This window comes from Maribellus maritimus (genome assembly GCF_022267315.1).
Lineage (GTDB): Bacteria > Bacteroidota > Bacteroidia > Bacteroidales > Prolixibacteraceae > Draconibacterium > Draconibacterium maritimum.
The window spans coordinates 160,536-174,311 of sequence record NZ_JAIKLE010000001.1 but is presented as its reverse complement, the minus strand read 5'-3'; the positions used below and the strand labels follow the sequence as shown (position 1 = coordinate 174,311).

Sequence of the window (13,776 nt, the reverse complement as noted above, 5' to 3'; positions counted from 1 at the left end):
CCGATTTAATTTTTAACAGAAAATAAATCGGACAGCAAAACCATTTTAATCTGAATCTGTTTAAAATTTCGGTTTTCCTATTTTCGGTTTACTGGAATAAATTATAGGTTAAATGAAAAAACTGTATTCTTTTATCACTTCTTTGCCATTTATGGCCTTTTTGTTTTTAATGCTTGCCTTTTCTATGGCAATTGCGACTTTTGTTGAAAGTAGTTACGGAACACCAGCAGCCAGATCGCTTATATACAATACGCGCTGGTTTGAACTGCTTTGGGCATTGTTTGCCCTTAACCTGATAAATAACCTCTTCCGTTATAATTTTTTTACAAAGCAGCGTTTTACTTTGGGCGTATTTCATATTTCTTTCCTTGTAATTTTGCTCGGCGCAGGAATTACGCGTTTTTTTAGTTTTGAAGGAGTAATGCATATTCGCGAAAACAGCAGCTCGAATTCTATTCTTTCTTCCGATGACTATTTTTATGCGGGTTTTGGCACTCAGGAGAAGGAAAAGCAAGTAAGGTTTTCAGAACTAACACCAAAACAATTTTCTGCAAAATTTGATGTAAGCGGTCAAAAAGTAAAAGTAAAGTCAATTGGTTTTATCTCCGATGCTGAACGCAAACCCATTCCCTCTGAAACGGGAGAGGCGGTTATCGATTTTGTTTTTTCGTCATCTACGGCACAGGGAATGCAGTCGTATTTTTTTACAAAAGGGGATTTGCTTGATTATCCCGGATTTAAAGTAGGGTTTGAGACCATTTCAGAACCCGATATCAGGTTTTTCCGACAGAATAACCAGTTGTATATGACCGCCGGTAAGCCACTTACTGAAACTACAATGGCAACACAGGAAAAGCTAACTTTTAGTGCCGGCGATACGATACAGGTGAAAAGTATGTTTTTGTACGGGTACGACGGATTTCAGTTTTTAATTCGCAGCTTTTTGCCCGGAGCCACATTTTCAGCTGTAAAAAGTCAGAACGAAACGCATGAGGATGCAGTTATCATTCAAATTTCTGATGGAATCCGAACACAGACAGTTCCGGTTTTTGGTCATTCAGGAATGTCTCCCGATACTGTGCAGGTACCACTGGGAAATGGTACTTTGGAACTTGCATATGGTGCTTTGCCGCTCGAAGTTCCTTTTAGTATTTATCTGAAAGACTTTCAACTGGAAAGATATCCGGGCTCAGAGTCTCCGTCGTCGTTTGCCTCCGAAGTCGTTCTTCGTGATGAAAGTGTGGGGCTGGAAGAGGATTATCGTATTTTTATGAATAATACTTTGGTTTATAAGGGATATAAATTTTTTCAGTCCTCCTACGATCAGGATGAACAGGGAACAATCCTCTCTGTTAATCACGATTTCGTTGGGACCTGGGTTACCTATATCGGGTACGCTCTTTTAATTATTGGAATTATTCTTTCACTGCTAAACAGATATTCATATTTCAGATTTTTAGCGCGTAAACTTCAACAGATTTCTGTAAAAACAGTTGTTGGAATTACATTGTTAACGGGCATATCAGTTTCAGCCTCGGCACAAACCGGGGTTGGTGCGGGGATTCCTGATATTCATGATCAGGTTGTAATAGATTTTAGTGAATTGTGGGTTCAGGGAGTTGACGGACGAATTGAACCAATTTCTACGCTTAACAGTGAAATCATCAGAAAGGTAAGCCGCAAATCGTCGTTATATGGGAAAACAGCTGATGAAGTAGTTTTAAGTATGATGACTTACCCTGAGATTTGGAGAACATTACCAATTGTGCGTGTTTCTGCAAAAGAATTGGCTGCAGAAATTGGAGTAAGCGGGAAATATGCAAGTATTCAACAACTTTTTGATTCGGAAGGAAATTACCTGATTGCGGATAATGTAAGAGCCGCATACAGCAAAATGCCTGCTTTTAGAAATCAATTGGAAAAAGAATACATCTATCTTGATGAGCGGGTGAATATTTGTTTTATGGTTTTTGGGGGTTCTCTTTTTCAGGTTTATCCCCGGGAACACCGCGATGATCCGTGGTATGCACCTGGTGCTGAAGCCACTGAATATTCAGGTGGCGATTCTATTTTTATAAAAAGCGGGTTCCAATTATTATTGCAGTCCATTGCCGGAAAACAAAATGCTGATGCGGTGGAGGTGCTGCAGGCTATCGGAAATTTTCAGCAGAAATATGGCGCTGAATTACTGCCGTCGCAAAGCAAAAAAGATATTGAGATTTTTTACAACCAGACAGATCCTTTTAAACGAATCTTTCCGTTTTACCTGATGTTTGGTTTTTTACTTCTGGTTGTACTGTTTATCAATATTTTCAGGCAAAGACCTCTGCCAAAATTTATTCGTATCATTTTCTTTGGGTTAATAGTCGTTTTGTTTTTGATTCATACCACCGGTTTAATAACGCGTTGGTATATTTCGGGTCACGCACCATGGAGTAACGGCTTCGAGTCGGTGGTTTATGTTGCCTGGGCTGCCATGCTGGCCGGTTTAATTTTTGGCAGAAAATATCCAATGGTTGTTGGAACGGCAGCGTTCCTCTCCGGTATTGCGCTGTTTGTTGCCCATTTAAGCTGGATGAACCCAGAGGTAACCAATTTGGTTCCGGTATTAAAATCGTACTGGCTTGCTATTCATGTGGCGATTATTACTGCCAGTTACGGTTTCCTTGGCTTAAGTATGTTTTTAGGCGTTATGACAATGATTTTAATCGTTCTTCGAAAAAAATCAAATGCCGGAAAGGTTTCAGGCTTTATTGAGCAGCTTACAACCATAAACGAAATGTCGGCTACGGTTGGATTGTATTTTTTAACCATCGGAACTTTCCTTGGAGGCGTTTGGGCAAACGAAAGCTGGGGGCGTTACTGGGGCTGGGATCCAAAAGAAACATGGGCGTTAATCAGTGTGGTTATCTACTCTTTTATTGTTCATATGCGTTTAATCCCTTCTTTAAAAGGTATCTATAATTACAGCATGGCTTCGATTGTTGGCTTTGCATTTATTTTGATGACTTATTTTGGTGTAAACTATTTTTTATCAGGCCTGCATTCCTACGGTAAAGGAGTAGTAGATGGTATCAGTCCTGCAGTTCCCGTTTCAATAGTGTTGTTGGCAGGTTTGCTTATTTGGGCGTATATAAAAGATTCACAATTTGAGAAGGAAAAAGCTCGAACTTCCAGTTGAGTCTTTGATTTGAACCAAAGCTATTTTTAAAAAGTGTGTGTAAATTAATTTTTAGTTTACATAAGATTTGTTTTTTTGAATAAAATGCTCTAAAATTCGATGCTGAAAAATGTAATTGTCTGTTTTTCAGTGAAAAAGTTTTGTTTTGACTGATTCCAAATAAGTTGGAAACTATTCCAGAGTATGAAATAACAGGCCAGACGAAGTGTCAAAACTGTTATATTTGACCATTTGACTTAACAATATTTAAAATGGGAATAGTGGTAACGCGTACATTTGACATCCTTGAGCGCTATTTAGAAGAATTTCCACGGGAAGATGCAATTGCCGGGAAAAAAGACGGTAAATGGTATACTTATTCAACGGCTGAATACAACGAAAAGTCTCATCAGTTTGCCATGGGGCTAATTGCATTGGGACTGAAAAAAGGAGATAAGATTGCGACAGTCACTACAAACCGGCCTGAATGGAATATCGCCGACATGGGAATGGCAATGATTGGTGTTATTCATGTTCCAATTTATCCCACAATAGGAGAGGATGAATACAAATATATTTTGGAACATTCGGAAGCTCAGATAGTCATTGTAGGAGATAGAAAACTGTTTGAAAAAATAAATCCACTTGCCAACCGGATTGCAGCGATTGACAAGGTTTTTACTTTTGAAGAAGTTGAAAGAGCAAAAAATTATCAGGAAATCCTTGAATTGGGGAAGGCCCAAAAGGATAAACTGGGCGATTCTTTGAAAGAAATCAAAAAATCTGTTTTACCCGATGATTTGGCTACTCTGATTTACACATCGGGAACGACAGGTGTTCCGAAAGGTGTGATGCTCACACAAAACAACCTGGTTTCAAATTTTGTTGCTCATTCCAAGATGCACCATCTCGGGAAGGATCATCGGGTTATTAGTTTTCTTCCGCTTTGCCATGTTTACGAAAGAAGCGTGAACTATCATTTTCAATATAAAGGCATGGGAGTTTATTATGTTGGTAACCTGTCGCAAATCATTCCTGCCTTAAAGGAGATAAAGCCTCACATGTTTAATTCTGTCCCAAGGTTACTCGAAAAGGTCTATGACGGATTTGTTTCAAAAGGGAAAGAGTTAACCGGGATTAAGAAGGCGATCTATTTTTGGGCACTTCGCTTACCAAAACATTTTGAATTCAATAAAAGATATAACCCGTGGCTTGCACTAAAGATCAAACTTGCCGATAAGCTGGTTTATTCCAAATGGAGAGAAGCGTTGGGTGGAAATATAGTATATGTTGTTTCCGGAGGAGCTGCTTTACAACCAAGAATTGCCCGCGTTCTGGGAATGGCCGGAATGTGGAATCTGGAAGGCTACGGTTTAACAGAGACCTCACCTGTTATCGCTGTAAATAATCCTGCTCTCGGCGAGATGAAAGTGGGGACAGTTGGGCCGATTTTGGAAGGCTACGAGGTGAAAATTGCCGAAGATGGTGAGATTTTGTGTAAAGGTCCGGGAGTGATGAAAGGTTATTACAAAGCGCCTGAATTAACTGCCGAAGTGATTGATGATGCGGGCTGGTTTCACACAGGTGACATTGGAATTCTGGATGAAGGTAAATACCTGAAAATAACCGACCGGAAAAAAGAAATATTTAAACTGTCGGGTGGAAAATATATTGCTCCGCAAATGATAGAAAACAAGCTTAAAGCCTCGCATCTGATTGAACAGGTTATGGTAATCGGAGCCAACGAAAAATTTGCAAGTGCTTTGATCTCTCCTAATTTTCCTTTGCTCCATGAATGGTGCTCTGATAATAAAATACTTTTTGAGAATAATAAGGAGCTAATTCAAAATCCGGAAGTAGTCGATAAGATTCAAAAAGAGGTGCAGCTGATTAACAAACAACTGGGTTCTCATGAGCAAATAAGCCGTATTCGTTTGGTTTGGGAGGAGTGGACTCCTGCAAGTGGAGAGTTGTCTCCTACATTAAAACTACGCAGAAATATGGTCGCTGTAAAATACCAGCATTTGATTGAGGAGATTTATTCGGTCGGCAAAGGTTAAAAAAGCTATTCAGCATAAATGTATGGAAAGAGGCTTTCGTTACTGATAGTCTCTTTTTATTTAACATTGTGGTAAATGCAAAATGCAGGTAAAAAAAATTAAGTTTTATTTTATCTTTGAGTCTTAATACCGTAATCAACTAAATTTTATATCATGTACAAAAGCAGAATTCTTATATTTTCTATTATAATATTTACTGTTGTTAATGCTCTTGCTCAAAAAAGGGGACAACCTCCTGTAAAGGCACCTTTTGAAAAGCTGGACTTATATTGTGTAAATGATTGGTGGGTGCATGCTGAAAAGATGAAAAACAATCCGAAAAGAATAATTGATGTTGATGTACCACGCGATAAAGTTGTTTGTTTTGGAATGTACACTGTACAAAATGGCGTGATGAAAATGACCGCCCAGCTTTTCCCTTTGTACCCGGACGAAAGCAGAGAAGTGATTTTAGAATTAAAAGAAAACGGAAAATGGCACAAAGTTGCCAGTGAAAAGGTCAACGATATTGGGTGGTCGGCGCTTTTCAGGATAGATAACTGGGACAATTCAAAAGATGTAAAATACCGGTTGCGACATGGAGAGAAAGCGTCTTTCGAGGGCTTGATCAGAAAAGATCCGGTTGAAAAAAATGAAATAGTAGTTGCATCATTAAATTGTAACTCAAACCAAACCCGGGGAGCAAGAGAAGAATATATCAGGAATCTAAGCTATTTAGATCCTGATATATTGTTTTTTGCAGGAGATCAAAGTTATGATCATAAGGAACATACGGCTGCGTGGTTACTTTTCGGTATTCAGTTTCGCGATATTTTCAGAGATCGGCCATGTATTACTATTCCGGATGACCACGATATCGGACAGGGAAATCTTTGGGGAGAAAGTGGCAAACAATCGCTTAGCCAGGCAGGTAGCGATGGTGGGTATTTTTTTCATCATGAATATATAAAAATGGTTGAACGTTGCCAGACCTCGCATTTACCGGATCCTTATGATCCCACCCCTATCGGGCAGGGAATAGGTGTTTACTACACTAATCTCACTGTTGGGGGAGTCGACTTTGCCATAGTTGAAGACCGAAAGTTTAAAAGCGGTCCTGCAGGCAAAATTCCGCAACAGGGACCTCGCCCGGATCATATCCGGAATCCTGATTATGATCCTGCAACAATTGATTTGGAAGGTCTTGTTTTGCTGGGAGAAAGACAGCTGGAGTTTCTGGATGATTGGGGTACACAGTGGGAGGGCGTAGCTTTAAAAGCGGTGCTTTCGCAAACAGGATTTTGTGGCGGTGCTTCGCGTCACGGTAATTTTAATAATTTGTTACACGCTGATTTAGATAGCAATGGATGGCCACAAACCGGCCGGAATAAAGCTTTGAAAGCCATCAGAAAAGCCGGTGCCGTACATTTAGCCGGAGACCAGCATATCGCTACCATCATTCACCATGGAATTGATGAATTTGGAGACGGCCCTTTTGCTTTTGTTGCGCCGGCAATTATAAATAATTATTACAGTCGCTGGTGGCATCCTGCCAATGACGAAAAAGGAGAAAACCAGGAACCCGGTAACCCCTTGCTGTATAACGGAGATTATCTTGACGGGATGGGGAATAAAATTACAATGGTTGCTTATGCAAACCCGGACGATGAATTTACCAGGGGCGGATTTGGATTGGTTCGTTTTGATAAAGCCGGGAAAAGCGTAACCTTCGAAAGCTGGGACAGGACTGCAGATGTAACAAAAAAGGATGCCAGGCAAATGCCCGGATGGCCCAGAACAATCAGGCAGGAAGGAACCAAAGATGGTTATCCGGTTTGGAAAATGGATCCATTAAAGTAATTAGTTTGAATTTGGGAGACAGAGGTACCGGAATATCTGTTTCAGAAAATCAGAAGGGATGAAAAAGTGGGGAATTGCCATATTGATAATTATTTTAATTGGTTTATTGTATTTTATCGAATTCAGCAAAATACAATCAGGCAACGAAAGTTCTGACGCAATGCCAACTCTTGATGACCTCACCTTTAATGAAGCAGATCAGAATTGGGAGTACTTCTATAAGGTCCGTGCGAATATTGTCGACGGAGAGAATGCAGAGTTTTCCATACCCAAAGAATTGCTTGAATCTCAGGGTAAAAGAATGGAGCTTACAGGTGCCGCCGTTTTTTTTAGTCCCGGGTGCCGCGCTGTGGATAACAAAATTGCTGTCCACACTTTTTTCCTTTATCCTACACTTGGATTGGCAAATGCATGCGTTCACCTTCCCGAAGTAGCCATGAGGTGGACCCTAAGAATAAATCTTAAAGAAGAATGGTTGGTTACAAGAACCGATATGATTCAGGCGGTTGTTAAGGTGCGGGGAACTTTCAGAATTGACACCCGAAAACCTTATGAATCGGCATTTTTTTTCGATGAAGCTGAAGTCGAATTTGTTTCGGAAGAGGAGGTGGGGCTTTGATATCAATACTTTTTAATACACTACTGGAATCGGCTCCGTATGTTGTTCTTGGTTTTTTTATTGCCGGGATAATGCGCTTTTATGTGCCCTCCAACATTTTAAAACAACATCTTGGAGGAAGGGATTCATCTTCACTTTTTAAATCTGTTGGAGTTGGTTGTATCCTCCCCCTGTGCTCCTGTGGTACCATTCCCCTGGGAATCGGACTTTTCAGAAGCGGTGCAACAATTGGCAATATGCTTGCTTTTATGACTTCCACACCTGTTCTTTCGCCTGTGCTAATTACAGTTTCGTTAAAATTGTTAGGTTGGAAACTGACGGTTACACTCGTTTTGGCAGCTGTTTTGGGGTCGTTGTTAATGGGGACAATTGGCAATAAAATTTTCAAAAAGCCTCAAAAAAAAATAAGTCGTCAAAAAAATTCTTCAAAGTATGAAAGAAGTGTTCGGGAAAAAGCACACAAATCAAAGTTATCAGGTACATTAAAATGGTCTTTTTTTGAATTGGGTTCTGATGTGAGTGTCGATATTTTAATCGGACTTTCAATTGCGTCATTGTTGCTTGCCTTTCTACCTTTGGAATGGATTTCAGCCTGGCTGGGGCAACAGGAATTATCAACCCTGATTTATGTGATTTTACTTGGAATTCCGGTGTATGCATGCAGCATTCCATCAATTGTGGTGGTGCAGGGATTGTTATTGCTTGGTGCTACACCCGGGGCTGCCATCGCATACATGATAGCGGGGCCAGCCACGAATCTTGGTGAACTAAATGCAATTAGAAAATCGATGGGAGGTAAACCTGCAACTTTCTACGCGCTTGCTTTAATCGTACTGGCGTTGGCTGCCGGTTTGATTACAGATCAGTTTGTTTTTCCTGATTATCAGTATCATGCATACCGTGTGCAAGGAGAACTGGTGGTAAAACAATGCTGCGTTCCGTTAATTTTTGGAGATTCAGTGGGTGGGCCAACTGAATATTCCATCCCGGCCTGGCACTGGCCTTTTGGGATTATCCTCGGTTTAATCATTATTTATGGTACCATTAAAAAAATACGATTTTTTGTTATTAATCCCTGTAAAGGCTGCAATTGGAAAACCTACGGTGCAGATGGCACATGTGGCTCAAAGTGTCATGTCCGCAGAAAGTATGAATTTTTCCGAAGGTTTCAGGCATCCGGCTAAAACCTATTCTTCTGGCAGCCTTATGTTTTTGAACTGATATTTTTTGACAATTTGATTTACATGAGGGCTCTGTTCCAGGGAATAGCGGCTAAAATCAAAATCAACCCAATCGTATAAAATATTGCTGCTAGCCTGTGTTTTTTTGATGGAGATACTGCTTTTTTTGATTTTGAACGACCGATATGCACGATTGCCAGCGCAATTATCATCATTAAAATATGTTCCACGGCGTAGAAACGTAAATCGGGATTGCTCATAGCCGCGCCAAAATCAGCAAATGCAGCTTTGGTTAACGGACTGACAAAGGCATATAAAATAATACCAACTAAAAACTGAACGTCCATAAAAATAACAAGGAGCAGTCCGGTTAAATTATCTGTTTTTTTCCAGTCTCTCTTTCCAAACCAGCCGGCGTAAGCTAAAACAATTGCCAGAACGAGGGCAAGCAATACTAACCAGCGAAACATATTATGCGTGTGAAGTAATCCTGTGTACATAGTCTTTAATTTATTTTGAATAGAAACAGGATTTTATTTGTTTGGTTCAAGTTTTTCTTTGAATTGGATATTATTTACGTTTTCTTGGGGATATAATCGACTGTGGCAAGTTCTTTTTCTGTCAATCTCTCGCGCATAGAAATTTCGGTCCATCCAGAATCTTTCCATTTTCATTCGCATAGTTTTTTGGCTGGTCACCAATGATTTTTCCAACACCGTCCTTTGTTCCGTCTGTCGTTTTGCATACTATTTCTGCTTCTCCGTCACAGTCTAAATCATACACTATAAATTCAGTGTAATGAGCTCCTGCCCGAATGTTCTTGCCGAGATTTATTTCCCACAGAAATGTTCCGTCCATTTTATAGGCCTGTAAAATGAGGTCGCTTGTAGGTTCGTTGTGCGAATTTTCGTGGTTTCGACCAGCTTGGTGTAGTACAATTTCGCAATCGCCGTTTCCGTCCAAATCGCCTGCCGATGTATCATTGTGATGATACCTCTCGGAAGTTTTTAGAAGAACATCAAAAAGAAGGATTGGGATAAACGTTGACTTTTAACGCTTGCCGGATATTTTCTTTTTCATTTAAAAATGGAATAATTGACTACGAATCATTTATTTTTCCTTCCGGAGCAATGAAACAAGTTTTGTTAGCTACCGGTTTTTGTGTTATTTTCTAATTGATCCGATAAATATTAAAAGCAGTATTTTTTGAATCATTGCCCAATAAACGCCAGCTGAGAAAAATGCTGTCAGCGTTTTTTACAGCAATGGCACCGCGATCCGGATTTCCCATTATTATTTGCGCAAAGGTGCCGTTTTTTGAAAACCAGACAATGGCAAAAGCAGCGAGATGAAGAGACGTTTTTTCCACATGGTTTTGAATGTTAGCCAGAGCATTAAAAATAATGATTTTTTTAAGGAAATCTGCTATTCAGCTAACCGGAGAACCTCATCGGCTTCCCAAATTGTTTTTTTCGACGTGGGTTTTAAAATTGCGTTTATCATTGCCTGTGCAACCGTTTTATCTTTAATGGGCCGATACTTTTTGAATACAAATTTAGTAAGTAAAAGGAGGATGGGGATTGAAATGATTTCTGCCGTACGCTTTTCTTTTCGATTTCCTGTTAATGAGGAGGGCCTTAGAATTGTGAGGTTTTTAAACCCTATTTTTGAAACAGCTTCATCAAGTTCTCCTTTCATCCGCGTATAAAAAATTCGTGAGTCTGTATTTGCTCCCACAGACGATACCAATACATAATTCTCGATGCCATTTTCTTTGGCTTTTTTGGCAAAATTCAGGTTAAATGTAAAATCTATTTCGTATTCTTTTTCCTTGCTGCCAGCCTGTTTTAAAGTGGTTCCCAGTGCCGAAAATAAAACGTCACCGGTCAAATGTGTCTTCCATGTTTGCTCATCGCCAAAATCAACAACCTGCTGTTCCAGTTTTGGATGTTGAATATTTGAGTCACGCCGGACAAAAATACGTACTTTTTCAAATTGTTCGTTTTCTAACAACAACGGAATGAGTTGGCTTCCTACTAAACCTGTTGCCCCGATAACATTTGCTATATATTTCATTTTTCGTTTTCTTTTGAGAACACCAATCAATACTAATAGTAAATGTCTTTAAAAAAACAAAAGAATAAAAGCGGTTACCCACTTTTTTGATTATTTTAATAACGAATAATTTGAAATTTGATTTATAATTTTTAGTAGATTTGCGTCATTCAAAAACCAACTTGACAAAAGTTTTTAATCATGAAAAAAATAGAAAAGATCTCTCTCGTTATTTTATTGTTCTTAAGTTCCGTTATCGTTAACGGTCAGGAACGTCCTGGTCCTCAGCCTGCACCCGAAACAGGTGAAAAGTTTAAACTGGGGATGGCTGGTTATACATTTGTGAATTTTGACCTGGAAACCACCTTGGAAACACTGCAACGTTGTGATGTACATTATCTGTGCATCAAAGATTTTCATCTCCCTTTAACGAGCACCGATGAAGAAATTGCTGCTTTTCATGCCAAGCTGAAAGAATACGATGTTACCGGTTATGCGGTTGGTCCATTGTATATGAGGTCGGAAGAGGCCATTGATAAAGCCTTTGAATATGCAAAAAGAGTTGGTGTAAAAACCATTGTTGGGGTGCCTACCTACGAATTGCTTCCATATGTAGATAAAAAAGTAAAAGAATACGGGTTCAATTACGCGATCCATTTGCATGGTCCTGATATTGAGGTTTTTCCTGATGCTGAAGATGTTTGGGACAGTGTAAAAGATTTGGATCCGCGCATGGGGATGTGTCTGGATATTGGCCACGATACACGAAACGGAAAAGACCCTGTGGCAGATTTGAAAAAATACCACACCCGTGTGTTTGATATGCATCTGAAAGATGTAACCGGAACGACAAAATTAGGCTATTCACTTGAAGTTGGACGTGGAATAATTGATTTTCCTGCACTGGTTAAAATGATGCGCAAGGTTGGTTATTCAGGTGTTATCAGTCTTGAACATGAAAAGGATATGAAAGATCCGTTTATGGGAATTGCAGAATCTATCGGCTATTTCAGAGGCGTGGTTGCCACTACAAAATAGAAAAAAATATTTCGAAAAAGGAGGGCCGGGTTTATATACCTGGCCTTTTTTGTTATATTTAGTTTTCAATTATTTAACCAATTAAACTTTAAAATGAAAAGAGCTTTTATCTCCGTACTTCTATCTTTGATTTTTATTACGCATGGTTTTGCGCAAAACACGATTGAAATTCAAGCTCAGGAAACCGACGCTTTTCCCATAATCTGGTCAAAATTTGAAATTCCTTTCATAAGCTCAAAAACGTACGATAATCCCATCTACGACGTCCGGGATTTTAAAGTGGTTTTTACCGCACCGTCGGGCAGGCAAAAAACGGTTCGGGGATTTTGGGATGGTGGAACCGACTGGAAAGTTCGGTTTATGCCCGATGAAATTGGAAAGTGGACCTGGAAATCGGAATGTACCGACACAGAGAATCAGGGATTAAATAAAGTGGAAGGAGATTTTACCTGCAATGGCAATAATCATCAGGAACTACTTTTTCAAAAAGGTACAATTCAGCACGAACCCGGAAAATACTACCTGTCATACAGCGATGGAACACCGTTTTTCTGGCTGGCATGTACGGCATGGAACGGTGCTTTAAAATCAACCGATGAAGAATGGCAGCATTACCTTAGTCAGCGAAAAGAGAATCATTACAATACCATTCAGCTGGTTACAACCGAATGGCGCGGCTGCGACAAAAATGCAGAGGGACTAACAGCCATTGAAGGAACGGGCCGGATTAAAATTCATCCGGAATTTTTTAAACGCATTGATAAGAAAATAGATGAAGCAAACGACAAAGGTCTGCTGGTTTCCCCGGTAATTTTATGGGCGCTTCTGATGGGACAAGGTCGTGAGTTGAGTCCGGGCTACACATTGCCGCTCGAAGAGGCTGTATTACTGGCAAAATATATTGTTGCGCGTTACCAGGGAAATCATGTGGTCTGGACACTGGGTGGCGACGGAAAATATTATGATGATCTGGAGCTAAAATGGAAGGAAATCGGGCGGAGGGTTTTTAACGACATCGACCATGCACCGGTTACCCTGCATCCTCACGGACGTTCTTTTGTAGGTGATTTGTATGCTCAGGAAGATTGGTACGATTTAATGGGATACCAATCGTCACATTCCAATCAGGAAGGTACCGTAAACTGGATTAACAAAGGACCCGTGGCGAAAATGTGGAGCAAACTTAAACCAATGCCCTATATTAATTTAGAGCCCAATTACGAAGAAATCGGTTTCCGAATTGACGCAACAGATGTAAGGAATGCAAGCTACTGGAGCATATTTGCTAATCCAATCGCAGGTGTAACTTATGGCGCAAATGGAATTTGGCCCTGGTTGCAACCTGGTGAGCGCATTTTAAATCACGGTGATACAGATGGTGTTACCGGCTGGAGAAAAAGTATAGAATTCCCCGGAAGTATACAAATGGGATATTTGGCCGAATTTGTAAATCAATTTGATTGGTGGAAGCTGTTTCCGGCAAATGAGATTTTGGAAAGCCAACCGGGCGAGGAGAAATTTAATCATTGGATTTCAGTTGTAAAATCGGCCGATGATAAAATAATAGTAGTTTATGTTCCAGACAAGAGTGATGTGAAACTATTTAATTCGAAGGGCTATGAATATTCTGCTCAATGGTTTAACCCGGCGACAAATAAGTATACAAAGGCAGATATTCTTCAACAGGAATTTGAAGATGTGAAGCGCGTAAATTTTGATTCGGGAGAAGCAGAAACAGTAACTGTCGCAAAAATTTCTAATACGATTCAATTTGCCCATAATTTTGAAAATGATATGATTATAGTGCTAAAGAAAAAATAAAAA

Annotated in this window: 11 protein-coding genes; 7 read left to right on the top strand and 4 right to left on the bottom strand. The window is 39.8% G+C overall.

Features of this window, described 5'->3' with window-relative positions; translation table 11 throughout:
• The first annotated feature begins 112 nt into the window (after positions 1-112).
• From ccsA to K5G00_RS00700, 5 genes are all read left to right on the top strand, one after another.
• A complete protein-coding gene (gene ccsA, locus K5G00_RS00720) occupies positions 113-3,181 on the top strand; it encodes a cytochrome c biogenesis protein (protein ID WP_238763360.1) in 3,069 nt (1,022 codons plus the stop codon).
• A 251-nt stretch (positions 3,182-3,432) separates the two neighbouring features.
• On the top strand, positions 3,433-5,220 hold the full coding sequence (locus K5G00_RS00715) for an AMP-dependent synthetase/ligase (protein WP_238763358.1): 1,788 nt from the start codon (positions 3,433-3,435) through the stop codon (positions 5,218-5,220).
• A 153-nt stretch (positions 5,221-5,373) separates the two neighbouring features.
• Positions 5,374-7,059 (top strand): hypothetical protein, encoded by a 1,686-nt coding sequence (locus K5G00_RS00710; RefSeq protein ID WP_238763356.1) that lies wholly within the window; start codon positions 5,374-5,376, stop codon positions 7,057-7,059.
• Between the two features lie 58 nt (positions 7,060-7,117).
• Positions 7,118-7,678 carry a hypothetical protein gene (locus tag K5G00_RS00705; protein ID WP_238763354.1) on the top strand — a complete coding sequence of 187 codons (561 nt, stop codon included), beginning with the start codon at positions 7,118-7,120 and terminating at the stop codon, positions 7,676-7,678.
• Positions 7,675-8,862 (top strand): permease, encoded by a 1,188-nt coding sequence (locus K5G00_RS00700; RefSeq protein ID WP_238763352.1) that lies wholly within the window; start codon positions 7,675-7,677, stop codon positions 8,860-8,862. Before K5G00_RS00705 ends, K5G00_RS00700 begins: the two co-directional genes overlap by 4 nt.
• A gap of 56 nt (positions 8,863-8,918) precedes the next feature.
• On the opposite strand, the gene K5G00_RS00695 is transcribed toward K5G00_RS00700, so the two are convergent.
• The 4 genes from K5G00_RS00695 to K5G00_RS00680 form a co-directional block, all read right to left on the bottom strand.
• Positions 8,919-9,359: a hypothetical protein gene (locus tag K5G00_RS00695; protein WP_238763350.1), complete on the bottom strand. Its 441-nt coding sequence runs from the start codon at positions 9,357-9,359 to the stop codon at positions 8,919-8,921.
• A 121-nt stretch (positions 9,360-9,480) separates the two neighbouring features.
• Entirely contained in the window at positions 9,481-9,891 is a 411-nt protein-coding gene (locus K5G00_RS00690) for a rhamnogalacturonan lyase family protein (protein ID WP_394800848.1), read from the bottom strand.
• A 139-nt stretch (positions 9,892-10,030) separates the two neighbouring features.
• Positions 10,031-10,228, bottom strand: coding sequence for a rhamnogalacturonan endolyase family protein (locus K5G00_RS29985; RefSeq protein WP_238763342.1), 198 nt, complete (start codon positions 10,226-10,228; stop codon positions 10,031-10,033).
• Positions 10,229-10,284: 56 nt separating this feature from the next.
• Positions 10,285-10,935, bottom strand: coding sequence for an NAD(P)H-binding protein (locus K5G00_RS00680; protein WP_238763340.1), 651 nt, complete (start codon positions 10,933-10,935; stop codon positions 10,285-10,287).
• A 180-nt stretch (positions 10,936-11,115) separates the two neighbouring features.
• Here K5G00_RS00680 and K5G00_RS00675 point away from each other — a divergent pair, with 180 nt between their 5' ends.
• The gene (locus tag K5G00_RS00675; RefSeq protein ID WP_238763338.1) at positions 11,116-11,952 is read left to right on the top strand and encodes a sugar phosphate isomerase/epimerase family protein; all 837 of its coding nucleotides are present in this window, start codon (positions 11,116-11,118) and stop codon (positions 11,950-11,952) included.
• A gap of 93 nt (positions 11,953-12,045) precedes the next feature.
• Complete coding sequence (locus tag K5G00_RS00670) at positions 12,046-13,773, top strand: apiosidase-like domain-containing protein (protein WP_238763337.1); 1,728 nt, start codon at positions 12,046-12,048, stop codon at positions 13,771-13,773.
• The last annotated feature ends 3 nt before the right edge of the window (positions 13,774-13,776 follow it).